This window comes from Ruegeria sp. BHSA118 (assembly GCF_059613405.1).
Genome location: NZ_JBXWSM010000015.1, coordinates 47,221 through 73,683, shown reverse-complemented (window position 1 = coordinate 73,683; position 26,463 = coordinate 47,221). Strand labels below are relative to the sequence as shown.

Below are 26,463 nucleotides of genomic sequence, written 5' to 3'. Positions count from 1 at the left end.
ATCTGCTCGTCGGTCAACCAGAATAGATTGCTCATGATACACCCCTGAAACTCAGGGGTTTGAATCACGCAGCCGAGATGGCGGCAACAAAATTAATGGGTCCAGAACCTAGCCCAGACCTTGGATAAGGGTATGGCATCCGATGCCGTAATCGCTCAGTCCGAGGCCCAGGCAGCTCATTTCTGGGCGATACGCGAGGAGTTGGTTGAGGGGCATGCCAAGCGCGGTTATCACGTGCGAAGCGATGTTTCGGTACGGCTGGGCCTTGTGCCTGTGGCCGCGGGCCGGTTGGAAACGATGTTGGCTCGAGAATTCCCGGGCTGGATTCCGCAGACATACGGACACCTCGGGGATGGCAATTTGCATTTCAACGCATTGCCGCCCATCTCTCTGTCCGAGATCGATGCGCGCGCCGTTGGTCCGGCGATCGAGACCCGGATTTTCGAGATCATCACCGAACTTGAGGGGTCTTTTTCCGCCGAACACGGGATCGGGCGGAAAAAGGTGCCATGGTTTCAAGCCACATTGCCTGACCGGCATGATCTTCTTGCAGACATCAAATCAACGCTGGATCCGGCGGGCATCCTGAATCCCGGCTGCCTGGTCAGCAAAGTTGGAGAGGACATATGAAAAGAACGGCGCAAGCCATAGGCCGTCCGGAGCCGCTCGCCACGCGTGTGGCGGAACATCTGGCGCGCGAAATTCGGTCGGGACGGATTGCACCCGAAATGCGACTGCCGACCGAGCACCACTTGTCGGAAGAACTTGGGGTCAGCCGCAATGTTGTGCGCGAAGCCATGTCCCAGCTGCGCGCCGACGGGTTGATCTATGTGCGTCAAGGTGCCGGTGCCTTTGCCTTGCGGCCAGAAGACAGCAAAGTGATCCGGCTCGATCCACTTTTGCTCGAAGAGCCCTCTGATTTGGGTCAGCTTTTTGAGCTGCGCGCGATCCTGGAAACGGATGCCGCGCGCCTCGCTGCCACGCGTATTGACCAAGATGGACTGACGACATTGCGCCGCGCGCTTGACCGGATGCGTGGCAGTGAACGCACGCGCGACGACTCGGTGCGGGCCGATCTGGAGTTTCATCGCACCATCAGCCACGCCACCGGTAATGCCTATATCGTGACCTTTGCCAACTATATCGCAGGGCAAATCCGCGAATCCATCTATCTGGCCCGCCGCAGCGCGCCGATTGATACCGTAGTTGATGAAACGATCGTCGAACACGAAGCCATCTTGGCCGCTCTTGTTGACAACAGCCCGGATGCCGCTGCGCAAGCGATGCGGCGTCATATATTGTTGTCGGGTGCCCGCGCAGGCGCGGATTTGCCTCCCCATCTCAAGGAGGAAATCGCATGAGCCTAGCTGCACTGAAACATATCACCGACATCTGCATTCTGGTCGAAGACATAGAACGTACGGTAGAGTTTTATACCAACAAGCTCGAGCTGACGCTGCGCCGTCGAGCTGAAGGGATTGCAGATTTCGAGATGCCTGGAGTCATCCTCGCCGCCTGGGAGATCGGACATATCAACGAACATACCGGCGTGCCCAACAACCCAGCGCGGTTGGGGCACAAGGCGTGCGTGGCCATCGAGCTACCGGACCCGGCAGAGGTGGACCGACTTTATGCCGAGTTGGTTGCCCGCGGGGTGCGATTCCAAGGGCCTCCCGAAGACTACAAGTGGAATGCGCGCTGCGCTTATTTCTACGACCCGGACGGGACCGTCTGGGAACTCTACGCCTGGATGGACGGGGGGCCGGGCGATTATCACGACCCCCAAAAACATGAACTAACAGGAGAGTAATATGAACAGGTTTTCGAACATGTCCCGTCGGCATTTCCTACAGGCCGGTAGCGGTGTGACCGTAGCGAGCGCGCTGGGCGGTGCGGTGTCTCTGGTTTTGCCGGACGCGGCCAGCGCGGCTGGTGCCAAAGTTGTGGTCAAATATGATTGGCTGATGTCGAATGGTCAGATCGGTGACATTGTCGCTGCCGAAATGGGTCTCTATGAAGAAGCAGGACTGGATGTGGAATTCGCGCCGGGCGGGCCAAACTCGGCCACAGTACCGCCGGTGATTTCGGGGGCGGCCACGCTGGGCCAATTCTCGGAAACTCCCCAGTTGTTCAACGCGCGCGCGGGCGGCGTGCCGGTCAAAATCCTGGCGTGTGGTTTCCGAACGGGTCCTTATGCGCTTACTTCCAAAGCTGAAAAACCGCTCCGCAACCTTGAAGATCTGCAGAATTTGCGCGTAGGTGTTCAGCCCACTGCTCGGTTCGTGATCGACGCGATTGCCGCCAAACATGGTATCCCAATCGAGAACATCACTGTCATCCCGGTTGGCTTTGACAAAGCACCTTTGGTTGCGGGCGAAGTGGATGCCATCGGCGGATGGATCACCAATACTCAAGCCCTGTCGGTCGTCGGAGATGATCGTATTGACCTGTTGCTCAGCGATCTGGGGCTGGAATCCTATGCCGATGTCTATTTTGCCACTGATGACGCGATCGAGAGCAATGCAGATCAGTTGGCCGCCTTTGTAGGCGCGACTGCCAAAGGTTGGGGCTGGGTCCATGCCAACCCGTCCGAAGCAGTCGAGGTGATGGTCGGCGCAGTTGATGGGCTCGATCTGGGATGGGAGCAAAAGACCATTGATCTGGTACTGAAACTGTCTTTTGACGATGACACGGCGCGTGATGGCTGGGGCACCTTTGATCCGGCCAGTATCGAGGCGCAACTGGCGCTTTATGAAAAGATCGGACAATATCCGAACGGACGGCCGAGCCTTGAGGATGTGCAAACAACCACCATACTGGAAATGACTGCCGACACACGTCCGAAACTTGGCGCACCAACCTGATCATGGGCACTGCGCTTGAGACCAAAGGGCTGCAGGTCGGCTATCGCAACGGGCGGTCCTGTGTGACTGTCCTGAGTGATGTCGACCTGACCGTTCCAGCCGGGGAATTTCTGACGATCCTTGGCCCGTCGGGCTGCGGCAAATCCACATTGCTGCGCGTCATTGCCAATCTCCTCGACCCGTTGGGTGGCCAGATTACCGTCCTGGGGGGTTCGCCTGAATCGATCAGGCGGGCCCGCAAAACCGGCTTTGTGTTTCAGGACGCGACGCTTTTGCCATGGCGCACCGTGTTAGAAAACATTCGCCTGCCTGCGATTGTAGGGGGGCGGCAGGCCCGCGCGCTTTCGACCCAGCGGATCACGGAGGTGCTTGCACTGATGGGGCTGAGCGGGCTGGAGGTTCGTTACCCCGCGCAGCTTTCGGGAGGGCAGCGACAACGCGTGGCCATCGCGCGCGCCTTGGTGGACGAGCCGGAAATCCTGCTGATGGATGAACCTTTTGGAGCGCTGGACGAAATCACCCGGGACCGGTTGAACGATGAATTGCTGTCCATCTGGCGCGAAACTGGCAAGACGATCCTGTTTGTGACCCACTCCATCGAAGAAGCGGTTTATTTGGGTCAGCGCATCATGGTGCTGGGGGCCAATCCGGGCCGCATCCTGAGTTTGCATGACCTGCGCCCGATCAAGTCCGAGACCAATTCCTGTCTGCGCGAAGACCCCGCCATCGTCGCCGAGATCGCGGCTCAGCGCAAACTTCTGGCCGAAGCCTCATGACCAAGACCACATCAATCCTCGCGCCCATATTCGGGGCGCTTTCCATCCTTCTCGCTTGGCAGTTCCTGCTTCCTCTGTCGGGTGTGCCTTCATATATCGCGCCGACACCAACCAAGATCCTGTCAGTCTTTGTGACCCAGGCCGATCTGATCCTGTCGAATTTTCTGCCCACCGCGACCGAGGCCCTGGCTGGATTTTTCTTTGGCAATCTGGCAGCTGTGATGTTCGCCATTCTGTTTGCCTATGCGCGCTTTGTCCGCATGGCCTATTTCCCGGTTGTGCTATTTTTCAACACGATCCCTATCCTGGCCCTATCTCCTATTATCATCCTGATTTTTGGCTTGGGCATGACGCCCAAAATCATCATTGCCGCCATCATCTGCTTCTTTCCTACACTGGTGAACATGCTGCGTGGGCTGCAATCTGCCACTGCGAACGAAGAAGAATTGTTTCGCATGTTGTCCGCCACGCGGTTCGAAACCTTCCTGCGCCTGCACCTGCCCCGATCGCTGCCGATGCTGTTTTCGTCATTGCGTATTGCGACGGCGACGGCTGTCATTGGAGCCATCGTTGGCGAATGGATTGGCGCTGACAAAGGGCTAGGTGCGTTAATCATTCAGGCCACGTTCAACTATCAATCTGACAAGCTTTACGCCGCCATCGTCGCCTCTTCGTCACTTTCGATTGCAATGTTCGCGCTTGTGGCCTTGGTTGAGAACCGGGTCATGGGCGGTTGGTCAAAGTAAACGACCGGGCCCAGGGTCAGGACCCATTGATTTCTGCGGGGTTGCGTGATTCACGGTTCGAAAAACGAGCGGTGAACAAGTCTGATCTGTTTCACCGGTTCTGTCGCAATATCCTTAGCAGGCTGAGGAGATGGCGCAGGAGGGTTGATTACCCTGCCAGCCAAGCGAGCTGCTGAAATGGGCAGAGTCCGGGCGTGAATTGATCTTTGCGGATCATGTTGACCAATTCTATGCCGGCTAGGGCAGATCGCGCGAACCCGGACAGTCCCATTTCGAGGTGACGGTGGGAAAATCAATCCCGACGGATCGTCCCAGCCGGTATCTCGGTCTTGTCCAGAGCCATGACGCCAAACCAAAGCGCCGGTTACATGAGGTGCTGAAGGATCAGGGCTGGCAAGAGAACCAGCCGGTGACCTTCATGACAGATGGGGGGGATACCGTTATCAATATGGCTTTGCACATGGCGCCAGCGTCGGAACACATCTTGGACTGGTTACACATCACCATGCGTCTCACCGTCATGCAGCAATACGTCAAAGGTCTGGCCCACCATAACAAGAAGGATGCCGAGAGGTTGGCCAGGTTGCTCCGCCAGATCAAGGGCTTCCTGTGGAATGGGAAATTGCATGATGGGCCACTGGGGGTCGAGGATATGGTCATGGACCTGAACAAGATCGAAACGGATTACGCCAGCATCAAGGCGCTTCGCAAAACAGCCGCCGAATCTGAGACATACATCGCAAACAACAAATACATGATCCCGAACTATGCCGAACGCCGCCGTGACGGCGCGCGCGTGTCCATAGGCTTCGTCGAAAGCACCGTCAATACCGTGGTCGGCAAACGCCAGCAGATGCGATGGTCAAAACAAGGCGCACACCTCATGCTTCAGACGCGAACCCGAATTCTCGATGGCACGCACCAATCCAAGTTCGAACAATGGTACCCGGGAATGAAATCTCACGAAGAAACGCAAATGGCGGCCTGATTGCCCCGCATTTTGCGGTGCTCTCCTACCCGGTCATTCAGTCCGACGCGGTTGCTGAAACGGCTGACTTCTACAAGCGTCACATTGGATTTCGCGCTGCTTTTGAGCCCGATTGGTACATTCATCTGCAAAGTGAAGCGGACGCCACTGTCAATCTCGCAGTCGTCCAATCAGATCATGAGACGATTCCGGAATCGACGCGTGGTGCGTCAACAGGTATGATCCTGAACTTCGAGGTGAAGGACGTCGATTCAGTCGATCAGGAACTTCGGTCGCACGGTGTGCCGGTGGCGAAAGCCCCAGTCAGCGAGTCGTTTGGCCAACGACACGCCATCCATCGCGATCCAAACGGGGTTTTGATCGATGTGATCACTCCCATTCCCTCATCGCCGGAGTTTCTTGCCCAATACACGGCCGATGCCACACCGGGCTGAAGTGCCATTGTGGGTTTGCAAACAACCTGAATGGAGGCGCCTATGAAACATTAGTGTGGCGCATGTTCGGTTCGAGGAACATCGAAGTGCAGGCGCGTTGCAATTAGTACCCCGCTCACAATGAGTACGGCACCGACGCCTTGATAAACATGAACATCAGCCCCCAAGAAGGCGATTGCCTCGACCGCTACGAAGAGCGGAACGAGATAGGAAAACAATGAAGCAGAGGAGGCCCCAATTTCACTGGTGCCGAAGTTTATCAAGTGAAGATAGATTGCGCCCATACCGATGCCAACAAAACAAATTGAACCCCATACCTGCCACGAATAGTCGAAGGGTTTGGGCGTGCTGGCTTCATACGCGACAAAAATCGGCGACATCAAAATGGTACCAATCACCAAAATGACAAACAAGCCTTCCTCGGGTTTCGGGTGCAAGTCCCATTTTTTGAGAAGAACCAGATAGAGCGCACGAAATGAGTTGGACGCGATCATCAACAGGAACGCCAGATGCGGCTTGAACTCAAGCACGTTCGTCGGGTCTCCTCTGAAAACAAAGACCAAAGCACCCGCCAGAGCCAGCGCAACACCCAGATACTGCACCGGCCGTAACCTCTCTCGCAGCAACACAGCGGAAAGCAATATTGTTAGCAGCGGGACGCTTGTGTAACCGGCGCCGAGATCGATCAAATCATCCGAGCGCAGCGCCAGATATACGAGCCACGGCGTGAATACCACTCCAACGATTGCAAGGATTGAAATGCGCATAATATTATTCATGAAGTATCGCAGTGGGTTGGCTCGCTTAACAAGAACGAATGGAAATACGCAAATCGCGGCGATGAAGCTGCGCCAGAAAGCCAGGACTAACGGAGGAACTTCATTGACTGCGAGGTTGCCAAACAAGAAGTTTCCAGCGCTGATGAGCATCGCCATCAAAAGCGCGACATACGCCAATCCGAGCTTTTCCTTACCCATAGGGAAAGGAATACACGAGCTGTCCAAAAAGCATAGCTCCAAGCGACGCATAACGGAGATAACGAAACGATTTTCGCCTGCTTGCCAATGCCGCCCGCTCGCTTGCTACTTCTGACAGCGTCATTGTCGAAAGGTCTACTAGAGGATTCCTCGCACTTTCAGTGCCCGCCAAGTGTCGTCCAATATTTGCACGCTGGCCCTCGTAACTTGCTTATTGGCGTGACAGGCTCGTCTGGGCCTTCAATGACGGCGACGGTCTTGCCGCACGACATAGGGGGGCGTTGGAATGGAGAATCCAGAGGAGGAAACGGCGGCACAATCCCCCCGCATTCTGATGGTTGACAATGACCTCGACCTAGCGCAGAGCGTCTGCGACTTTCTGATTAAGCGCGGATATCGCCTGGACCATGCGCCAAGTGTAACGGCCGCGCGACAGGTGATGGCCGAGATCGACTTTGATCTCTTTCTACTGGATCTCATCATGCCGGGTATTAGCGGCAAGGTGCTCTGCCGTGAGATCGCATCGCGCTTGGATGCCGGGATCATCATGGTGAGTTCCATCCAGGATGATGCCGAACGTATCGCCCTACCGGAGCTGGGTGACGACGAATATATCGTCAATCCTTTCAACCAGTTGGAGCTTCTGGCGCGTATTCGGGCCCTCTTACGCCGGCAGCTTAGCGGGCAAGCGACAAAGACCCGGCTGACCCGGTTCGGGGTCTGGGAAATGGTCGAGAACGAGCGACACCTGAAGCACGAAGACGGGCGCATAATCTCACTTACCTCCAACGAGTCTCAGGTCCTGCTGTTTTTCACTGAAAACCCTGATGTTCTTTGCACGTGCGAGAATCTACTGGCCGTGGACCGGGTGCGCCAGCATGGAGGGGCCGGAGACCGCAGCGTCGACGCACTGATCAAACGACTGCGGGCCAAAATTGAGCCGGATCCCGACAACCCTACACATATCCAGACGGTCTGGGGAAAGGGCTACATCTTTCACGCCGGTTGAGGCACGGGCTCCGATGGTAGAATGATACTGGCCCGCAATCCTCCGCCGGGGCGGTTGGCAAGGCGCACCTCGCCACCTTGATCGACAATGATCGCCCTTACGATCGCAAGGCCAAGCCCGCTGCCTGGACCCGAGGCCCCCAATCGCTGGAAAGGCTCAAAAGCCGCATCAAGCTGTTCAGGTGGGATACCGGGCCCGTCGTCATCGACATGAATCACGGCGGCCCCTCAGTTGCCAACAGCGTGACATGGACACTTCCCCCATATTTCACTGCATTCTCGGTCAGATTACGAAGCGCTCGGGTCAGCGCGTTGTGGCGTGCCCTCACAACTGGATGCGCCCGGATATCCAGGGTGGCATCATGGCCTGCGTCCTTCTGCTCATCGATTAGCATCTCGGCCAGCGAAGAAAGGTCGACCCTTGTCATCTCGCCATCGCTGCGCGTCTCGCGGGTGAAGCTTGTGACCGATTCCACGATCTGCGCCACACTCTCGAACCGCTGTTCAAGCTGGACCTGTAGCGCTTCCGGCGCTGCATTCTCAATGGAATCTCGCAGCCGCGCCAATGGACCTTTTAGGTCGTGACCAAGGCTTCGGAGCAGTGCGGTCTTATAGTCAAGCGCCTGATTGATCCGCGCCTGCATACGGTTGAAGGCGATGATCGTTTCGCGAATGTCTACACTGCCCTTTGCCTCCATGACGCCAGTTTCTTCGCCGCGACCCAGGCGTTCGGCATTCAGGGCCAGTCTGGTCAAGGGCTGCATCACCCGTCCGATCATGAGCCCAAGAAGGCCGATCAAAACAAGACTTACCAGACTGTCAACCGAACGGGCCAGAAGGACGGGCCAAAAGTTCTCGGGCATAAGAAGGAGATAACAGTTTATCCACTGGGCCTCACCCTTCAGCCGAACCGAATAGACACCGACAACGGGCTTGGCCGGCGTGCTGCTGGCGGCGCTCGGCTGCACCCCGCCCAGACCGGTCGATCGTGCGAAGGCTTGGAGTTTCGGATCGCTTGCGGTGACGACGCGGGCAGCAACCGAAAGCTCGGCGATGGCAAAGCCTTGTGCCTCCAACCGCGCCTTGAACCATTGGGCAAGCGCGGGGTGCCGCGTTCCGCCTGGCACCAATGCGGCGGCATCATCGGTTCCGACCGAGACATTCCGCTCGGGGTTTCCGAAGCCCTTCGCTGCGTGAGCGCGACTGTCAGGTGCGACCGGCGCAAGGACCGAAACAACCTCATTGAGAAACCCATCCCCCCGATTGCGAAGCTCGTCAACACGCACCTGGCGGACATGTGCCACATCCAGCGCAACACACAGGATTTCCAGCAAAATGAGACTGCCCAGAACGACGATCGTAACCTGCGCGCGTAATGTCAGCTTAGATGGCCGAAGCATTGCAGCCCCTCTCTTTCAAAACACAGCGACATTGCGACCTACCCATGGAGAGTGGGGTTCGGTCAAATTGGAAAAGGTTACCGCCCTAGGTTTGCATCGCTGTTGCTGCATGTACCTGGCTCATCTCGTAGCATGATCGACGGTCTCGTGGGGAGGGACTTGCAGGATACCACCCGATATGGAATGGAGACGAACAACGTCTTCTGACGTCGGCACAGGGTGCTAAAATCCGGCACCTTCCAGTCAAGGCCAGCCAGCCGCAACAGGCTCTCGACGAATCCTGTTGTCTGGCGAAGAGTCAGGCCGAATAACACTTTATCGTCAGGCAAACTTGGATTGCGGCATTGCTGAACTCAGGCTGACGTCCCCGTTTGCCCGTCGCAGGCGGGTGCCAGACCATCTCGCGATAAAACCAAATCGATAGCGAACCGCGCTGCATCCGTGGTGTGTTCTACGAAGGCTGGTTCCTGGTCTTGTACTTCGTAACGGATCAACTGCTCATGACGCCCAGCTATCATGCTGGATTCATACAGTGAATCCCTCGCCGAATTTGTGCAACAAAGCCGCGCTGAACCACCCGTGAAACCCTGCCTTGGCACACGCTATTTAATAGTTTTTTGTCACACTTTGTAACACCTTAAGGCACTTATTTTGTTTGAGATAATTACCTCCAACTCCCATCTCATTCATACACCCGACGCTAAGTCGGATCTGACAAATCGGTCAGTTTTATTGTCTTGGGAAGGAGACCTAAAATGACAAATTATGAGAAGTTACAACCTCGCGCGGAACGAGATGCACCGATCGCTCCAAATCCTGAAAGCGACGTTTACATCGCAATTCAACCGGTCCAATCTGGCCCGATGATGATCCATGACGATGTCGACGTTACCACAGCGCAGCCAGTTCACCCCGGACCGATGCAAGTCAAGGATGACGTGGACGAGACTGCTGATCCTTCGGTCCAGACCAGCTCGACACAGATGGACGCCGATGTTGATGTGGCGGCAGTGCATCCGGTGCAACCAAGCGCGTTGCTGGGTGATGTGGATTCTGATGTTACCCCCGTGCAACCCATCGAACTCGAACCAACACTGGTAATGGACACTGCCGACGCGAACCCCGTTCAGCTGGTCGATCCGGACTCAATATTGGTCGAACAAGTTGCCGAATTGTCCCCAGTGCAACCGATCCAGACCGATCCGGTGGTCGCTGAAGCAAGTAGCGCTCCGATCGCAATCCACGAAGTGACCTACGCCTCTGAAAACACAAGTGCCTTGACAACAAATGATTGGTTGGAGGGGTTTGGATCCTTTGTTCTGGAGGGCACGTTGCTGCAAACAACGAAATGGCACTACGCCGCCGGCGGGTTCTACGACAAGATGAGCATCATTTCCGATGGTCTTCTGGTAACTGATGCCAACCAATTGGTCATCAATGTCGAAGACGAAGGGCACACTGTGCACTACACCGAGTGGCATAAGGGTATCTACGGCCACCACACCGAACACCACTATTACACGGCTATCGACGCAAGCAATGCCAGCGGATACGTCACTTATCAGGGCATGACCAAGAACCATTGGACTGGCGAGACCTCCCTAACCGGCAAATTTTACAATTTCGCGAATGTCTTCAAAGGCGGCGACTATGGCAACTCGATTACCGGTGGCTTTTACGACGATACGCTGATTGGTGGTGCAGGTGATGATACCTTCTATTCGACAGGTGGCGACAACACATGGACCGGAGAGGGTGGCGACAACACGTTTGTCCTGACTGGCGGATCCTCGACCATTACCGATTTTACATTCGGAAGCGACACTATTGTCATCCACAAGGAAGCTTATGTCGATGGAAGCGTAAATCTCCGGGACAATCTGAACTGGGTGGAAGGCGACGAAGCCTGGACGCTCTACGACACCACCGGGTCGAGTGCACAAATCCTTGTCGTTCTTGAAAAGGGTGACGGATTCAACGGACCAGTGGACGTCGATCTCTACGGACCGAATGGCACGATCGATACTGTCATGCCCGGTACCTCAACCCAAATCGGTCTCAGCGTAGACCAGTTTGTGTAATCACCAATTGATAGCTGATGTATCTGGCGGCGGTTATGCTGCCGCCGGAATACCTGACCCGTCAATCCAATGGCAATGGCGCGCCCGTTGTTCGCGATTGACCTGCCGCCCGATGGTCCCTCGCTCATGACGAGAGACTGCGGGTTTGTGCAATGCTTCCCAACCTTGGACCACAGAAACGGCCGGGTGATCTGGTCGTAGCAGAGAGAAATTCCGCCACTTCGCACCAGCAGAGAATGTTCGGAAGGCGGGCGGCAACCGCAGCATCCGAACCAGCCTATCGACGGCGGCTTTGGGCCGTCCGCTGTTCCCGAAACAACAAAGATGCCCAACAGCTCAACCGTTATATTCTGACACCATGACAGGATTCAGCGCATCGCTATCGCATGAAGAATTGATTGGACAAAACACCGGGCAGTCGTTGCAATTGAGCCCATTGAAACCTGGGAGGACGCTATGAACCGTATGACCGCAAAAGACTTTGATCAGGAACTTTTGGATCTCTACGATTTCTACGCGCACGGTAAGATCACGAAACGCGAGTTTCTTGATAAAGCGGGCAAGTTTGCCGTGGGCGGCGTTACGGCGATGGCACTGCTGAACATGCTCAGTCCGAACTACGCGATGGCGCAGCAAGTTTCGTTCAACGATCCAGATATTCATGCCGATTACATCATGTATCCGTCGCCGAACGGGACAGGAGATGTTCGTGGGTACCTCGTACGCCCTTCAAATGCTGAAGGCCGTTTGCCTGCGGTTTTGGTTATCCATGAAAATCGGGGGCTGAATCCGTATATCGAGGACGTAGCTCGACGCTTGGCCAAAGCTGGGTTCATGGCCCTCGCACCTGACGGGCTTACCTCGGTCGGCGGATATCCCGGCAACGATGCGGATGGCCGTGAATTGCAGCGGACGGTCGATCGTACTGAGCTCATGAACGACTTCTTCGCTGGATTCGAGCACTTGCTGAACCGCAGTGACAGCACTGGCAAAGTGGGTGCGGTCGGATTCTGCTATGGCGGTGGCGTTGTGGGCGCGATCTCGGTTGCCTATCCAGAGCTTGCCGCTGGCGTTCCATTTTATGGCCGTCAACCGGCATCAGCGGATGTGCCCAAGATCCAAGCGCCACTATTGGTGCAAATGGGCGAGCTGGATGAGCGCATCAACGCGGGTTGGCCGGATTTTGAAGCTGCACTCAAGGCGAATGACAAGACCTATGAGGCTTACATTTATCCAGGAGCCAATCACGGGTTCCACAATGATAGCACGCCCAGATATGACGAAGCGCAAGCTGCCCTTGCGTGGGAGCGTACTTTGGGATGGTTCAACGCTTATCTGACGTAGGTAGCGTTGAGGTGGTCCAGGTGAGGTGTTGGCTTGGAGCAAGTGCGTTTCTTGCGCTCGCAGGGAATTTCGCTCTTGCTCTGGATGTTGAACTTGTGCTGGTTCTCTTGGCGGATGCTTCGGTTTCGATCAGCGAAACTGAGATTGCATTCCAAAGTGAAGGCTATGCTCGAGCTATCACTGATCCCCGTGTTCTGTCGGCGATAGCAAACTCTGCCTATGGGGCCTTACCCGTCTGACTTGGTTGCAATCCGAGCCGAAGAACCGGGTTGTACCTCTGCCCAAGCAATTTTGGATTGCGCTCCAAGCGCTGTGATACAAGCGGCGCTATACAAAATTCTGCGTCGTGGAAACTCATTTCGATCCATTAACAATCAATAAATTGAATGGTATAATTTACAACTGACGAAAGGTGGGATCTTTTCAGAATAACTTGACGTCGCCGATTGCCTGCGGATTAAGCGCTGCGAACAGCGGCACGTGCCAATGCGGCGATCAGGTCGGTCCGCGTGACGATCCCGACGATGCGATCGTATTCGAGGACAGGGACGGCGTCGACATCCTCAACCGCCATCATCGGAAGCAGCACCCCGAGGGGTGAATTTGTTGTCACGCGCGGGCCTGCCACCTCCATGATGTCACCCGCTGTCACAGGCATCTCCCTTTTGCGATCCAATAAACGACTGAGTGTCGACAAATATCCGCGCTTCAACCTGATCGCGTCTTCACGGGCCTGCCTGATCAGATGCATCTGAAAAATGACACCCAGAAACTTTTCGTCGTTCCCGATGACAGGAAGCGAGGTGAACCTGTGCCTTTTGAACAGGTCGGCAACCTCTCCGAGCGCCGTCTCGGGACCCACCGTGATTAGGCTGGAGGACATGACATCTTTTGCCGTCAAAGGGGCGGTCACGTGTGTTGCCGCCTGCAGTTCCGCCGCGCTGATCAGGCGTGCCAGATCCTCGACCCCCAGATTGAAGGAGTGTTGGTAGCGCTCCAGAATACCTGCAAGTTCTTCTTCGGACAGGCCAAGGCGCTCTGAGGGGTTCTTGTCTTCCGATTGATTATTGTTCGGATCGTCGAATTGCCGGAATGGATAGCGACGTCCCGTGATCCGGGCATAGACCGTCGCAAGGATGACAAGGATACAGGTTCCGACCGCAATTGGTGCAAGCGCGAACCAGAACCCCAATTGCGCGATGGCCTCGGGATTCAATGCGGCCGTCATGGCGACGGCTCCTGCTGGCGGATGAAGCGCCCGGCACAGGATTGTTGCGGTAATGGCAAGCCCAACTGCAAGCGCAACGCGTAGCGCCGGGTCTGCGACTGTCATGCAAACAGCCACGCCGACAAGGGCCGCCACCGTATTTCCGACAACGGCGGACCAAGGCTGCGCGAGCGGGCTATTTGGGACAGCAAAGAGCAAGACAGAGGTCGCTCCGAAAGGTGCTACAAGATAAAGACCCAAATCCAGATCGGCACCCGGAGACAGAAGGAAAAGTCCCGTCAGCCCAAGACCGACAAGAGCGCCCAGACCCGCACGAGCCGCTTCAATCGGTGAAACGCGGGAAACAGCCGGCCCGAGAGATCTGAGAATATACACGGCGCAGGCCCCATCCTTCTTCTTCTGCGCAAAGTTTCAGCAGAATGCAAAAAGTTCAACCGCAGGGTTTCAGAGAGAATGCCGACCAACGGCTTTGCCACTTTATTAGATGGGCGACATGGGAATTGGAAGCTGCTTGAAAGTGGGCAAATTTTTCAACACATCAGCCTGCTCTTTTGCACATCAAGGCTAAAGCAGATGGTCTGGCCCTTGGCGACCAAAGCTCCAGTCGTTTTCTACCCAGCCTTTCTAACGGTCTGCCACGCACGGCGCACGACACAGGACGGATGTGAAAAGTGCAACTGCAAAAGCTGGTCTCCCGCTCAGACACAAGCTTGAAGCATGTTTGTCGGCGGATTTAAGCCCTTTTTGTCAACGTCAATTGAGGCCTGCTCAATCGGGTTGTCTTCTCTGTTTTAGCTGGACAAACGAGGGTAGGCCGCTTTCGGGCTTTGCGAGAGGATACTTTTTGCTGCGTCACCCATGGCGTCCATGGCGATCTCGTGCCACGATTTGTAGTCCGAGGCGAGGTTCAGAACCGGCCAGTCGCTGCCGAACAGCAGCCTCTCTGGGACGAAAATGCCAAGAATGTGGGCAATGTAAGGCTCAAGGCTGCTTGGCTTCCAATCGGTCGAGGCTTCGGTCACAATGCCCGACAGTTTACAAAACACCTGCGTGTTTTCGGCAATATCAGCCATATCCTGCGCCCAGCCCTCATAGGCCCCATTGCGGATTTCGGGCTTGGCGCAATGGTCAATGACGACTCGCAAATCGGGGTATTTTGCCAGAAACGCCTTGAGATGGTGCAGATGGCGGGGCAATACCAGAGCATCGAATGTCAGATCATTTTCGACCATGGCAGCGATAGCCGGGCGCAGATCATCGTGCAGCATCCACGTGTCATCGGGAATGTCCTGTATCATCGGGCGCAGTCCAAGAAGCTTTGGATGGGCCGCCAATCGCGCGATCGAGGCTGGTGCCGTTTCGGCGGCAAGGTCCACCCACCCGACAACCCCTCGTATCCAGTCATGCGTGTCTGCAAGGGACAGCAGGTATTCAGTCTCGGCCTCGGTATCGGCGGCCTGAACTACGATGGTTCCACTGATACCCGCCTCGTCCAGCAAAGGTTTCAGATCCTCGGGCAGAAAATCGCGATATAGCGTTTCAAGCTCGGATGTCAGCCAGCCATAATCGCCTCGATCGAGCTTCCAGAAATGCTGATGCGTGTCGATGACCATGCTAAAACCTCTGATCATGTTTTTTGTTAAGCCGCCTTAAGTGTCTCTGAATTCCGGTGTGGATCCACCGTGAAGCGACGTCAGTTCCCGAGCCAGTTCCCGGTGCATATTCACGATTTCGTCCAGAGAGGGGACTTTCAGATCGTCGACACGTTCCAGATAGGGGCAGCTCAGCACCGCTGCGGCCCTGCCGCCCGGGCCGAAAATCGGGAACGCCACATTGGTTACACCGATCGCAGTTGCAGACGGCATTTTTTCATAGCCCAAGCGTCGGATGCGGGCGATATGCTCCATGAACTCGCTACGGTCCAGCGGGGGTTCACCTACCGCAAGGCGGTGCTGCTCGATCAGGTCCTCGACTTCTTCATTTGAACGGAAGGCCGCCAGCACCCGGCCAGAGCCTGTATTCCCCAGCCCCACGACGGTTCCGGTTTTCAGCGCAAGGCCCCAATTGCCCGGAGACTCCGCTGAGGCCACGATCACGATATCACCGTTGCTTTCCATTCCCATATGGCAGGATTGCCAAGTCTTTCGTGTTATCGCGCGCATCCGGGGCAGGGCACTTTCGATAACCCGTCCAATCGGCGGGTGTCGCTGCGAAATGGCGAACATCTTCAGGCCAAGTGAATATCGATCGCCTGACAGGGACCGGATGACATACCCGCGCCGTACCAGTGTCGAGAGCATCCGGTAAATTTCAGACGGCGACCGTTCCAGCGCCTTTGCGACCTCTCCCTGGGTCAGTCCCTCACCGTGGTCGGCCAAAAGCTCGATAATATCCAGGCCTTTTTCCAGCGCGGGTGCGCGGTATTTGTCGGTGATGTCGTCCATACAGTGCCCTGTCGCGCAATATTCCTGATTGATTTTCAGTCATCGGGAAGACTAAGTCAACATTGATTTATAGGTGAATAAATGTTTTAAATACGAACAAACAACAAGCATCGCTTGATTGCATCAGGGAGGACATGATGAAAAAATCCAGCATTTTAAGGGGTTTGATGGTCGGAACAGCGATAGTCGCGGCCGTCGAATCGGCAAGCGCGTCGGATTGGGGAAACTTTGATGGCGTGACCATCGAGGCGAAACTGATCGGCGGTCAGCAATACGAAGGTCTCTATGGCCGTATTGCCGAATGGGAAGCTGCGACCGGTGCCAAGGTCGACATCATTTCGAAGAAAAGCCACTTCGAGATCGACAAGGAAATCAAGTCGGACATGGCCGCTGGGACCACCAGCTGGTGCGTGGGTTCAAACCACTCTTCCTTTGCGCCCCAGTACGAAGGGCTCTACGTTGATCTGAACGAGCTGGTTCCTGCGGAAACCATTGCCGAATTCGTTCCGGGCAACATTGGCGCCTCGACGGTCGATGGCCAGCTTCTGATGCTGCCGCGCGCGCAGTTTGACGTTTCAGTGCTTTATTACCTGAAGTCGAATTATGAAGACGCCGACAAGGCCGCCGCGTTCAAGGAAAAATACGGCTATGATCTTGCTGTTCCCGAGACGTGGGAGCAGGTCAAAGATCAGGCGATCTTTTTTGCCGACCCTCCGAATTTCTACGGCACTCAGTATGCAGGCAAGGACGAGGCCATCGTAGGTCGGTTCTATGAGATGGTTGTCGCCGAGGGCGGCAACTATCTGGACGAAAACAAGAAACCAATCTTCAATTCCGAGGCAGGTCAGCGCGCGCTGCAGTGGTTCGTGGACCTGTACGAGGCCAAAGCGGTTCCCGCTGGCACGACGTCCTATGTGTGGGACGATTTGGGGCAGGGCTTTGCCAGCGGTACCGTGGCGTTGAACCTGGACTGGCCGGGCTGGGCCGGGTTCTTCAACGATCCGGAATCGTCCAAGGCTGCTGGCAATGTCGGCGTTGCGGTTCAACCCATGGGTTCGGCGACGCGGACCGGCTGGTCCGGGCATCACGGGTTCTCGGTCACAAGCGACTGTGCAAACAAAGACGCCGCAGTATCGCTTGTTCAGTTCCTGACCAGCGAGGAAAGCCAGTTGGCCGAAAGCGCTGGTGGCTCCCTGCCGACACGGACAGCCGTTTGGGAGGCCAACGTCGCTGCGGCGCAATCTGGTGATGACGCATTCCGCGCCGAAGCTCTGGCCGCGTTTGCCGAAGGTGCGAAATACGCCTTTGCGGTGCCGCCGATCCCGGAATGGGGCGAGACCACAAACCTGGTCTTTCCGGAGCTGCAGGCCGCCATCGTTGGCGACAAGACTGTGCAGCAGGCGCTGGACGATGCCGCGGCTGCGGTGGACGAACTGATGCGGGAATCTGGTTACTACTAAACCCGGACCCGCAAGTATCCGCGGCGGGTGTTCCGCCGCGGGTGAACCCTCAAGACCCCAAAAAGGTGCACTATGACCCGCCGCCGCTTGCCCGAGTGGTTAGTCCTTCTGTTGCCTGCGATCATCGTGATTGCCGCAGTTGTTCTGATCCCTCTCATTTTCTCACTCTATTCCAGCTTCACGCCATACAAGCTGACGCGGCCTTCGACGCTGTGGAAATGGGTGGGGTTCTTCAACTATGAAAAAATCCTGACCGATGCGAAATTTTGGGCGGCGTTCGGGCGCACAGTGCTTTTTCTGACCATCGTTCTGAATCTGGAACTGCTTTTGGGACTGGGCATTGCGCTGATGATGAACAAGGTCACATGGGGTCAGCGCACACTGCGCACGATCCTGATGTTCCCGATGATGTTCTCGCCCATCCTTGTGGGCTTTCAGTTCAAATTCATCTTCAACGATAATATCGGGCTGGTGAACAACGTGCTGCAATCGGTGGGCTTTCAGAATGCCTCGCTGCCGTGGCTGGTGGACGGCAACCTGGCGATGTTCTCGATCATGTTCGCGGAAATCTGGATGAGCACATCCGTCTTCGCCATTCTGATCCTGGCCGGTCTGTTCGCCATGCCCCGCGATCCGCTGGAGGCCGCCAAGGTTGATGGCTGCACTGCCTGGCAGACCTTCCGCCACATCACTCTGCCGTTCCTGATGCCATTCATCTTTATTGCCATGACCATCCGCTCGCTGGACGTCGCACGGGCCTATGACATCGTGCAGATCATGACCGGCGGCGGCCCTGCCCGTCGCACGGAACTGCTGTGGACGTTGATGAGCCGCACCGGCTATGTCGATGCCCGCATGGGGCTGGCGAACGCGATGGGTTATATCTCGATCCTGCTGTCGATCCTCTTCACCATCTATTTCTTCCGCAAGCTCAGCGCCGCACGTGCCGAGCTGGGAATGGCGGGGTAGGGCCAATGGACCGCAATCTTGCACATCGCAATCGCCGCCGCGCCCTGAAAACCGCGCATTTCATCGGGCTGTTCCTGATTATGTCGATCATCTGCATTCCCGGGCTCTGGATTGTTCTCAACTCGTTCCGCCCAACGGTCGAGATCATGGCCAAACCGCCGGTCTGGACCCCCAGCTTTACGCTGGACCACTACCGCGCCATGTTCGGCGGCGCGGGCGAGGGCGGTGTGCCAGTGTTCAGCTATTTCCGCAACTCGCTGATCGTTTCGGTCGTCTCGACCCTCATCGCGATCCTGATCGGCATGTCGGGCGGTTATGCCTTTGCCCGCTACCGCTTCAAAGGCAAATCGGGCTATTTTGTCGGGCTGATGCTGTTCCGCGCGGTTCCCGGTGTGGCGTTGTCGCTGCCCTTGTTCATCGTGTTTGCCCGGGTCGGCATCATCGACACCCATATCGGCCTGATCCTGGCCTATGTGGCGATGAACGTGCCGTTCACCATCTGGTTGACCGACGGGTTCTTCCGCCAGATCCCGAAAGAGCTGCACGAAGCGGCAGAAATTGACGGCTGCACCCGCTGGCAGGCATTCTGGAGGGTGGAATTTCCGGTGGCGCGCTCGGGCGTTGCCTCGGCGGCGATCTTTGCCTTCCTCACCTCGTGGAACGAATTCGCGCTGGCCTCGCAGCTGACCCGCTCGGTCGGGTCCAAGACGATGCCTGTGGGTCTTTTGGATTTTACCGCCGAATTTACCATCAACTGGGGGGGAATGTGCGCGCTTGCGGTTCTCATGATCGTGCCCGCGCTGGTCCTGACCTTCATCGTCCAGAAACACCTGATTGCCGGCCTGACCTTCGGCGGCGTCAAAGGATAAGAAAATGACCGAAGTTACCCTTTCCAATGTCGTCAAGAAATATGGCAAGCATCAGGCTGTGCACGGCATCGACCTGGGCATCCATGACGGAGAGTTCGTCGTGCTGGTCGGCCCTTCGGGCTGCGGCAAGTCGACGACGCTGCGGATGATTGCCGGACTCGAAGAAATCTCCGGCGGTGAGATCGCCATCGGCGGCCGTGTCGTCAATGACCTGCCCCCGCGCGAACGTAACATCTCGATGGTGTTTCAGAACTATGCTCTGTATCCGCATATGACCGTGCGCGAAAATCTGGGCTTTTCCCTGAAGATCGCCAAGCGCCCCGAGGATGAGATCGCCAATTCCGTGGCCGAGGCGGCGGGCATTCTGGGACTGGACGAGTTGATGGAGCGCAAGCCCGCCGAACTGTCGGGCGGTCAGCGCCAGCGCGTCGCAATGGGCCGCGCCATCGTGCGGCACCCGGACGTGTTCCTGTTTGACGAACCGCTGTCGAACCTCGACGCCAAGCTGCGCACCCAGATGCGGGTCGAGATCAAGAAGCTGCACCAGAAGGTCGGCAACACCATCATCTACGTGACCCACGATCAGGTCGAGGCGATGACGCTGGCGGATCGAATCGTTCTGATGCGCGACGGCCATATTGTGCAGGTCGGCACTCCTCTGGACCTGTTCAACACGCCGGTAGATACCTTCGTGGCGACCTTCATCGGCTCGCCACCGATGAACCTTGTCGATGGAGAGGTCTCCGGTGGCACCCTTCGTCTGAATGGCGGTATCGAGCTGCCCGTTCCCGCATCCGCGCGGTCGCTTGTTCGCGACGGCCAAAAGGTGCGGTTCGGTTTTCGCGCCGACAACCTGATGCCAGTAGGCCATTCGGTCGAGGAAGAAGGTGAGACCACAGAGCTGGACCTGTCCGTCACGCTGACCGAACCGCTTGGCACCGAGACGCTGCTGTTCGCCGAACTGGCCGGGGTCGAGGTTCAGGCCAAGATGTTCAACCCGCGCCCCGTCGCTCCGGGCGAGGCGATGAAGTTCCGCCTGATGCTGGACAAGACCCATGTCTTTGACGCGGCATCGGGCAAGGCGATCCGGGGGTAAGCATGGCGACAATCACTCATATTGAACTGCGCATGATCGATCTGGTGCCCAAGGTGAAACGGGTCGACGCCATTCAGACCTTTGTCAGTCAGGAAACGCCGATCCTTACCGTCTATGACAGCGACGGCGTCAGTGGTACGGGCTATTCCTATACCATTGGCACCGGTGGCCCATCTGTCATGGCGCTGCTGGAACACACGCTGGCCCCGACGCTGATCGGGCGCGACCCGGACCGGATCGAAGGCATCTGGCGCGACCTGCTGTTTGCCACTCACGCGACAGCGGTGGGCGCAATCACCTCGCTGGCGCTGGCCGCCATCGACACCGCGCTTTGGGATCTGCGTTGCCGCAAGCAGGGTCTGCCGCTTTGGAAAGCCGCCGGGGGATCGCGCGAAAAAGTGCCGCTTTATTCCACCGAGGGCGGCTGGTTGCATCTGGAAACGCAGGCGCTGGTCGATGACGCGCTGGCGATGCAGGCGCAGGGCTTTCGCGGTTCAAAAATCAAGATCGGCCGCGATCACCTGAGCGAAGATGACGCGCGTCTGGGGGCGGTCCGGTCTGCCCTGGGTGGCGGGTACGAGATTTTGACCGATGGCAATCAGGGCTTTACGCTGTCCGAAGCGATCCGCCGGGCGCGTGTTCTCGAGGAGCACGGGATAGGCTGGTTCGAAGAACCGCTGCCCGCCGATGATGTGGCAGGCCATGTGCAACTAGCGCAACACACCAGCGTGCCGATTGCGGTGGGCGAAAGTATGTATTCTCTGAGCCAGTTCAAGGATTACCTGCAATTGGGCGCGGCCTCGATCGTGCAGGTGGATGTGGCCCGGATTGGTGGCATCACCCCGTGGCTGAAGGTGGCGCACATGGCCGAGGCGTTCAACGTCATGGTTTGCCCGCATTTCCTGATGGAACTGCACCTGCCGCTGGTTTGCGCTATCCCTAACGCGAAATGGCTGGAATACATCCCGCAATTGGACACCGTGACCAACGGCCCGATCCGGATTGAGGACGGTCACGCCATCCCCTCTGATGAACCCGGTTTGGGTATCGATTGGGATTGGGATGCGATTTCGCGGCTTTCCGAGGTCAAAACCGTCAAGGATGGTGCATGATGCAGCGCATGGGCATGGTAATCGGGGTCAAACCCGACATGATCGAAGAATATAAACGCCTGCACGCCGCCGTCTGGCCTCAGGTTCTGACGCAGATCAGAAACAGCAACATTCGCAACTATACCATCTTCCTGCGCGAGCCGGAAAACCTGCTGTTCGGGTACTGGGAATACCATGGCGAGGATTTCGCGGCGGATATGGCTAAGATGGCCAAAGACCCGGTGACGCGGGAATGGTGGACCCATACCGACCCCTGCCAGTCGCCTCTGGCCAGCCGCGCCGAGGGCGAGCAATGGTCGATAATGCAAGAAGTATTTCACACGGAATAAAAGCTATGACAGAAGCAACGGGCCGTCTGGCCGGAAAAAAGACACTTATCACCGCCGCAGGGCAAGGTATCGGGCGGGCAACTGCCGAGCTGTTCGCCGCTGAAGGGGCTGAGGTCATCGCCAGCGACATTAACGAGGATGCGCTGGCGGAACTGGATAACATCCCGCGTGTCACTGCGCTGAAGCTGGATGTGACCGATGGCGCTGCGGTCGAGGCCGCCGTTGCGGATATCGGCCCGCTGGACGTTTTGTTCAACTGCGCGGGCTATGTGGCAAATGGTACTATTCTGGAATGTGACGAAAAGGACTGGGATTTCAGCTTTGATCTGAACGTCAAGGCGATGTACCGGCTGATCCGTCTGACCCTGCCGGAAATGCTGGACAACGGTGGCGGATCGATCATCAACATGTCCTCGGTCGCATCCTCAATCAAGGGTGTGCCGAACCGGTTTGCCTATTGCGCGTCCAAGGCGGCGGTGATCGGCATGACCAAAGCGGTGGCCGCCGACTATGTCACCCGCGGCATCCGCTGCAATGCGATCTGCCCGGGCACTGTCGATAGCCCGTCGATGCACGGACGGCTGCGCGCCACCGGCAACTATGAACAGGCACTGAAGGACTTCATCGCACGCCAGCCGATGGGCCGCATCGGAACCGCCGAGGAAATCGCGGCGCTTGCGCTGTACCTCGCCAGCGATGACAGCGCCTTTACCACAGGACAGAACCACGCCATCGACGGCGGCTGGTCTATTTGATTTGCAGGAGAATTGAGAGATGAAACTGTTGCGCTTTGGCCCGGTCGGGTCCGAAAAACCGGGATTGCTGGATGCCGAAGGGAACATCCGCGACCTGTCGGGTGTTATTGATGATGTTTCGGGCGACACTCTAAGCGACGCCGCGCTGGACAAGTTGCGTGGCATCGACCCCGTCTCATTGCCGTTGGTCGATGGCGACCCGCGTATTGGCGCCTGCGTGGGCCAGGTCGGTAAGTTCATCTGTATCGGCTTGAACTATGCTGACCACGCAGCCGAAAGCGGCATGGAACTGCCGCAGGAGCCGGTGATTTTTTTCAAGGCTACTTCGGCGATCTGCGGACCGAATGATGACACTGAAATCCCGCGCGGCTCGGTCAAGACCGATTGGGAGGTCGAGTTGGGCGTGGTGATCGGCAAGCATACCAAATATGTCAGCGTCGAAGAGGCGCTGGACCATGTGGCGGGCTATTGCGTCATCAATGACCTGTCGGAACGCGATTTCCAGCTGCACCGCTCGGGCCAATGGGTCAAGGGCAAGTCGGCGGACACGTTCGGCCCGATCGGCCCCTGGTTGGTGACACGGGACGAGGTTGTCGACCCGCAGAACCTGCCCATGTACCTAGAGGTCAACGGCCACCGCTATCAGGACGGCTCGACCCGGACCATGCATTTCGACGTGGCAACCGTTATCTCACACCTGTCGCAATTCATGTCGCTGCAGCCCGGCGATTTAATCTCGACCGGTACGCCTCCGGGTGTCGGTATGGGGCAGAACCCTCAGACCTATCTGAAGCCTGGCGACGTTGTTGAACTTGGCATCGAAGGGCTGGGTGTTCAACGTCAGAACGTGGTGGCGGGCTGATGGTTACCATTACCGACCTGAAAACCTTCGACCTGCGGTTCCCGACCTCAGACTCGCTGGACGGGTCAGACGCAATGAACCCCGACCCGGATTATTCCGCCGCTTATGTGGTGCTGGAAACCGATGGCGCGCACCAGGGCCATGGCCTGACCTTCACCATCGGGCGAGGGAATGAGATTTGCATTACCGCTATCGAGGCGATACGGCACCTGCTGGTCGGTCTCAACCTCGATTGGGTGGGTGAGGACATGGGACGGTTCTGGCGCTATGTCACCGGCGACAGCCAGTTGCGCTGGATCGGGCCGGACAAGGGCGCCATCCATCTGGCCACCGGTGCGGTGGTCAATGCGGTCTGGGATCTGATGGCGAAAGAGGCCGGCAAGCCCGTCTGGCAACTGGTCGGGGAAATGACGCCCGAGGAAATCGTGCAACTTGTCGATTTCCGCTACATGACCGATGTTCTGACCAGGGACGAGGCGCTGGACATCCTGCGCAGGGCCGAACCGGGCAAGGCGGACAGGATCGCAAAGCTGAGGGCCGAAGGTTATCCCTGCTATACCACCTCGGCAGGATGGCTGGGCTATTCCGACGACAAGCTGCGCCGCTTGTGCCGCGAAGCACGCGAGGCCGGATTTACTCATACCAAGTTCAAGGTGGGCCGCGAACTGGCCGACGACATCCGCCGCCTGACCATCGCCCGCGAGGAGCTGGGCGAGGACATGAACATCATGATCGACGCCAATCAGGTATGGGAGGTCGATCAGGCTATCGACTGGGTCAAGGAACTGTCATTTGCGCGGCCTTTGTTCATCGAGGAACCCACCAGCCCCGACGATGTGGTTGGGCACAGGAAAATCCGTCAGGCAATTGCCCCGATCAAGGTGGCGACGGGTGAAATGTGCCAGAACCGCATTCTGTTCAAACAGTTCATTGCCAACGAGGCTATTGATTTCGTGCAAATCGACAGCTGTCGTCTGGGCGGTTTGAACGAAGTGCTTGCGGTGCAGCTGATGGCAGCAAAATTTGGCTTGCCGGTCTGGCCCCATGCCGGCGGCGTGGGCCTGTGCGAGTATGTGCAGCATCTGTCGATGATCGATTATGTGGCGATCACCGGTGAGAAAGACGACAAACGCATCGAATTTGTCGATCACCTGCACGAGCATTTCGTCGACCCCTGCATCGTGGAGAACGGTGCCTATCAGGCACCTGTGGCGCCGGGGTTTTCCATCGAGATGAAGGCAAGCTCGATCGCCGGTTATCAACATCAACCATCTGCAACGCAAACAGCCGAAGCAGGAGCGGCCTGATGCGACAGAACCTCATTGGGAATACCGGTGTGCGCGTGACCGAGGCATCGTTTGGCTGTGCGAGTATCGGAAACCTGTACCGCCCAGCGACCGACGCGCAGGTGGATGAGGTGCTGCAATGCGCTTGGGACGCGGGTATCCGTTATTTCGATACCGCACCGCATTATGGTCGCGGCCTGTCCGAAAAGCGACTGGGCCGCTTCCTTACGCGGCATCCCCGCGACGAATACGTCATTTCAACCAAGGTCGGGCGGGTGCTGTCACCCGGACCAGCGATGGACGAGGTCGATGGCTTTGTCGATCCGCTGCCCAACGCGGTGCGCTATGACTATTCAGGCGATGGGATCGAAGCTTCGCTGGAACACAGTTTCGGCCTTCTGAATACCAATTACGCAGATATCGTCTATGTCCACGATATCGGTGAATACACTCACGGACAGAACAATAGCGCCCATATGGAAGCCTTCCTCGGGTCGGGATATGAACGGTTGGTAAGGCTGAAGGAGCAGGGCAAAATCCGGGCTTTCGGGCTGGGTGTGAACGAAAACCAGGTTTGTCTCGACGTAATGGACCATGGCCCCATTGACGTGATCTTGTTGGCTGGTCGGCTAACACTCCTGGATCGATCGGCAGAACAAGAGCTCACCGCCAAATGCCGAGCGCTAGGTACCAGCCTGGTACTGGGCGGCGTGTTCAATTCGGGCATCCTCGCTACTGGCCCGGTCGAAGGAGCAACCTATGATTATGTCCCGGCATCACCGGAAGTCATCGAGCAGGTTAAAAACCTTCAGACAAGAGCCGAGGTGCTTGGGCTGCCACTGGCAACTGCGGCGCTTCACTTTGCCAAACGGCATGAGTTAGCAGCCTCTGTCCTGTTGGGAACAGCTAGCGCGCGGTCATTGCAACGAAACCTTACTGCGTTGGATGCAACAACGCCTGATGAGTTTGACAGTCATTTCAGGCGAGGATTTTGACGTGCACAATGATGACAGGCTGAAGCCGCCTAGCCGATAACCTAAGCTCAGGACTTCGGTAACGGGGCCGTTTCAGTCAAGCTGTTTTGCGCAGAATAATTGATCCGCCAAGGCGGTATAGCTTTTCTTCGTTTGTGTCCGCCCTGCTTTCTGTCACGGCCTTCGATTGAGATCCTTCGGGTACATGCTTCGGTTCGTGGTCAGCGCGACGGCTGCCAACATGATGCTGGACCTTAGGAATGTCCCCGGCCCCCTTAAGTCAGGTGTCTTTGAAATTGCAGGTATTTGGCTTTTGAAAGTGTTGTAAACACCAATAGACAGGATGACGACCAAGGTTTCGTTAAATCTTCACTATGCGATGAAACCACCTGAAGTTTCATAGAACAAACTTGCAATCGTGACCTCAAGCGTAGTCACCTAAGAGTGACTGTTGGAGGAAG

The 26,463-nt window shown here is 56.9% G+C and carries 26 protein-coding genes and 4 pseudogenes; 22 read left to right on the top strand and 8 right to left on the bottom strand.

Going from position 1 to position 26,463, the window contains the following annotated elements:
* Positions 1-117: 117 nt before the first annotated feature.
* From AC2FNN_RS06920 to AC2FNN_RS06895, 6 genes and pseudogenes are all read left to right on the top strand, one after another.
* Positions 118-630 (top strand): annotated as a pseudogene (locus AC2FNN_RS06920) (FAD-binding oxidoreductase); the annotation flags it as partial.
* On the top strand, positions 627-1,361 hold the full coding sequence (locus AC2FNN_RS06915; RefSeq protein ID WP_496757510.1) for a FadR/GntR family transcriptional regulator: 735 nt from the start codon (positions 627-629) through the stop codon (positions 1,359-1,361). The pseudogene AC2FNN_RS06920 and the gene AC2FNN_RS06915, both read left to right, overlap by 4 nt.
* Positions 1,358-1,810 carry a VOC family protein gene (locus AC2FNN_RS06910; protein ID WP_496757508.1) on the top strand — a complete coding sequence of 151 codons (453 nt, stop codon included), beginning with the start codon at positions 1,358-1,360 and terminating at the stop codon, positions 1,808-1,810. The genes AC2FNN_RS06915 and AC2FNN_RS06910 overlap by 4 nt, the downstream gene beginning before the upstream one ends.
* A gap of 1 nt (position 1,811) precedes the next feature.
* Positions 1,812-2,864 carry an ABC transporter substrate-binding protein gene (locus AC2FNN_RS06905; protein ID WP_496757507.1) on the top strand — a complete coding sequence of 351 codons (1,053 nt, stop codon included), beginning with the start codon at positions 1,812-1,814 and terminating at the stop codon, positions 2,862-2,864.
* A 2-nt stretch (positions 2,865-2,866) separates the two neighbouring features.
* Positions 2,867-3,640, top strand: a complete 774-nt coding sequence (locus AC2FNN_RS06900) for an ABC transporter ATP-binding protein (RefSeq protein WP_496757506.1) — start codon at positions 2,867-2,869, stop codon at positions 3,638-3,640.
* Entirely contained in the window at positions 3,637-4,386 is a 750-nt protein-coding gene (locus AC2FNN_RS06895; RefSeq protein WP_496757504.1) for an ABC transporter permease, read from the top strand. The genes AC2FNN_RS06900 and AC2FNN_RS06895 overlap by 4 nt, the downstream gene beginning before the upstream one ends.
* A 148-nt stretch (positions 4,387-4,534) precedes the next feature.
* Here AC2FNN_RS06895 and AC2FNN_RS06890 read toward each other — a convergent pair.
* Positions 4,535-4,657: pseudogene (locus AC2FNN_RS06890) on the bottom strand (IS6 family transposase); the annotation flags it as partial.
* Here AC2FNN_RS06890 and AC2FNN_RS06885 point away from each other — a divergent pair.
* Positions 4,631-5,374 (top strand): annotated as a pseudogene (locus AC2FNN_RS06885) (ISKra4 family transposase); the annotation flags it as partial. The pseudogenes AC2FNN_RS06890 and AC2FNN_RS06885 overlap by 27 nt on opposite strands.
* Positions 5,326-5,808, top strand: a complete 483-nt coding sequence (locus AC2FNN_RS06880) for a VOC family protein (protein WP_496757502.1) — start codon at positions 5,326-5,328, stop codon at positions 5,806-5,808. The pseudogene AC2FNN_RS06885 and the gene AC2FNN_RS06880, both read left to right, overlap by 49 nt.
* Positions 5,809-5,858: 50 nt before the next feature.
* On the opposite strand, the gene AC2FNN_RS06875 is transcribed toward AC2FNN_RS06880, so the two are convergent.
* Positions 5,859-6,764, bottom strand: a complete 906-nt coding sequence (locus AC2FNN_RS06875) for a DMT family transporter (RefSeq protein WP_496757501.1) — start codon at positions 6,762-6,764, stop codon at positions 5,859-5,861.
* Positions 6,765-7,071: 307 nt separating this feature from the next.
* Between AC2FNN_RS06875 and AC2FNN_RS06870 the strand changes: the two genes are divergently transcribed.
* Complete coding sequence (locus tag AC2FNN_RS06870) at positions 7,072-7,794, top strand: winged helix-turn-helix domain-containing protein (protein WP_496757499.1); 723 nt, start codon at positions 7,072-7,074, stop codon at positions 7,792-7,794.
* Here AC2FNN_RS06870 and AC2FNN_RS06865 read toward each other — a convergent pair.
* The 3 genes and pseudogenes from AC2FNN_RS06865 to AC2FNN_RS06855 form a co-directional block, all read right to left on the bottom strand.
* On the bottom strand, positions 7,782-8,012 hold the full coding sequence (locus AC2FNN_RS06865) for a sensor histidine kinase (RefSeq protein WP_496757498.1): 231 nt from the start codon (positions 8,010-8,012) through the stop codon (positions 7,782-7,784). The two genes, AC2FNN_RS06870 and AC2FNN_RS06865, sit on opposite strands and share 13 nt — an antisense overlap.
* Complete coding sequence (locus AC2FNN_RS06860) at positions 8,009-9,193, bottom strand: HAMP domain-containing protein (RefSeq protein ID WP_496757496.1); 1,185 nt, start codon at positions 9,191-9,193, stop codon at positions 8,009-8,011. Before AC2FNN_RS06860 ends, AC2FNN_RS06865 begins: the two co-directional genes overlap by 4 nt.
* 173 nt (positions 9,194-9,366) lie before the next feature.
* A pseudogene (locus tag AC2FNN_RS06855) lies at positions 9,367-9,632 on the bottom strand (transposase); the annotation flags it as partial.
* 316 nt (positions 9,633-9,948) lie between these two features.
* On the opposite strand from AC2FNN_RS06855, the gene AC2FNN_RS06850 reads away from it, so the two are divergent.
* The 3 genes from AC2FNN_RS06850 (at position 9,949) to AC2FNN_RS06840 (ending at position 12,857) form a co-directional block, all read left to right on the top strand.
* Positions 9,949-11,274 carry a hypothetical protein gene (locus AC2FNN_RS06850; RefSeq protein WP_496757494.1) on the top strand — a complete coding sequence of 442 codons (1,326 nt, stop codon included), beginning with the start codon at positions 9,949-9,951 and terminating at the stop codon, positions 11,272-11,274.
* A 456-nt stretch (positions 11,275-11,730) separates the two neighbouring features.
* On the top strand, positions 11,731-12,618 hold the full coding sequence (gene yghX, locus AC2FNN_RS06845) for a YghX family hydrolase (protein ID WP_496757492.1): 888 nt from the start codon (positions 11,731-11,733) through the stop codon (positions 12,616-12,618).
* Positions 12,594-12,857 carry a DUF1194 domain-containing protein gene (locus tag AC2FNN_RS06840; RefSeq protein ID WP_496757491.1) on the top strand — a complete coding sequence of 88 codons (264 nt, stop codon included), beginning with the start codon at positions 12,594-12,596 and terminating at the stop codon, positions 12,855-12,857. Before yghX ends, AC2FNN_RS06840 begins: the two co-directional genes overlap by 25 nt.
* 218 nt (positions 12,858-13,075) lie before the next feature.
* Here the strand turns inward: AC2FNN_RS06840 and AC2FNN_RS06835 are convergent, their stop codons facing one another.
* The 3 genes from AC2FNN_RS06835 to AC2FNN_RS06825 all read right to left on the bottom strand — a co-directional run bounded on the left by AC2FNN_RS06835 (position 13,076) and on the right by AC2FNN_RS06825 (position 16,290).
* Positions 13,076-14,221, bottom strand: a complete 1,146-nt coding sequence (locus AC2FNN_RS06835) for an HPP family protein (protein WP_496757489.1) — start codon at positions 14,219-14,221, stop codon at positions 13,076-13,078.
* 416 nt (positions 14,222-14,637) lie between these two features.
* Positions 14,638-15,459 (bottom strand): amidohydrolase family protein, encoded by an 822-nt coding sequence (locus tag AC2FNN_RS06830; protein WP_496757488.1) that lies wholly within the window; start codon positions 15,457-15,459, stop codon positions 14,638-14,640.
* A gap of 36 nt (positions 15,460-15,495) precedes the next feature.
* Positions 15,496-16,290: an IclR family transcriptional regulator gene (locus AC2FNN_RS06825; protein ID WP_496757487.1), complete on the bottom strand. Its 795-nt coding sequence runs from the start codon at positions 16,288-16,290 to the stop codon at positions 15,496-15,498.
* A gap of 137 nt (positions 16,291-16,427) precedes the next feature.
* Between AC2FNN_RS06825 and AC2FNN_RS06820 the strand changes: the two genes are divergently transcribed.
* The 10 genes from AC2FNN_RS06820 to AC2FNN_RS06775 all read left to right on the top strand — a co-directional run bounded on the left by AC2FNN_RS06820 (position 16,428) and on the right by AC2FNN_RS06775 (position 26,023).
* A complete protein-coding gene (locus AC2FNN_RS06820) occupies positions 16,428-17,750 on the top strand; it encodes an ABC transporter substrate-binding protein (protein ID WP_496757486.1) in 1,323 nt (440 codons plus the stop codon).
* A 72-nt stretch (positions 17,751-17,822) separates the two neighbouring features.
* Positions 17,823-18,719 carry a carbohydrate ABC transporter permease gene (locus AC2FNN_RS06815; protein ID WP_496757485.1) on the top strand — a complete coding sequence of 299 codons (897 nt, stop codon included), beginning with the start codon at positions 17,823-17,825 and terminating at the stop codon, positions 18,717-18,719.
* Between the two features lie 5 nt (positions 18,720-18,724).
* On the top strand, positions 18,725-19,588 hold the full coding sequence (locus AC2FNN_RS06810; RefSeq protein ID WP_496757483.1) for a carbohydrate ABC transporter permease: 864 nt from the start codon (positions 18,725-18,727) through the stop codon (positions 19,586-19,588).
* 4 nt (positions 19,589-19,592) lie between these two features.
* The gene (locus AC2FNN_RS06805; protein WP_496757482.1) at positions 19,593-20,684 is read left to right on the top strand and encodes an ABC transporter ATP-binding protein; all 1,092 of its coding nucleotides are present in this window, start codon (positions 19,593-19,595) and stop codon (positions 20,682-20,684) included.
* A gap of 2 nt (positions 20,685-20,686) precedes the next feature.
* Positions 20,687-21,796, top strand: coding sequence for a mandelate racemase/muconate lactonizing enzyme family protein (locus AC2FNN_RS06800; protein ID WP_496757481.1), 1,110 nt, complete (start codon positions 20,687-20,689; stop codon positions 21,794-21,796).
* Positions 21,793-22,125, top strand: a complete 333-nt coding sequence (locus AC2FNN_RS06795) for an L-rhamnose mutarotase (RefSeq protein WP_496757480.1) — start codon at positions 21,793-21,795, stop codon at positions 22,123-22,125. Before AC2FNN_RS06800 ends, AC2FNN_RS06795 begins: the two co-directional genes overlap by 4 nt.
* A gap of 5 nt (positions 22,126-22,130) precedes the next feature.
* A complete protein-coding gene (locus AC2FNN_RS06790; RefSeq protein ID WP_496757478.1) occupies positions 22,131-22,880 on the top strand; it encodes an SDR family oxidoreductase in 750 nt (249 codons plus the stop codon).
* Positions 22,881-22,899: 19 nt separating this feature from the next.
* A complete protein-coding gene (locus AC2FNN_RS06785) occupies positions 22,900-23,742 on the top strand; it encodes a fumarylacetoacetate hydrolase family protein (protein WP_496757477.1) in 843 nt (280 codons plus the stop codon).
* Positions 23,742-25,049, top strand: coding sequence for an L-fuconate dehydratase (locus AC2FNN_RS06780; RefSeq protein WP_496757476.1), 1,308 nt, complete (start codon positions 23,742-23,744; stop codon positions 25,047-25,049). Before AC2FNN_RS06785 ends, AC2FNN_RS06780 begins: the two co-directional genes overlap by 1 nt.
* Positions 25,049-26,023, top strand: coding sequence for an aldo/keto reductase (locus AC2FNN_RS06775; RefSeq protein WP_496757475.1), 975 nt, complete (start codon positions 25,049-25,051; stop codon positions 26,021-26,023). Before AC2FNN_RS06780 ends, AC2FNN_RS06775 begins: the two co-directional genes overlap by 1 nt.
* Positions 26,024-26,463: the final 440 nt, after the last annotated feature.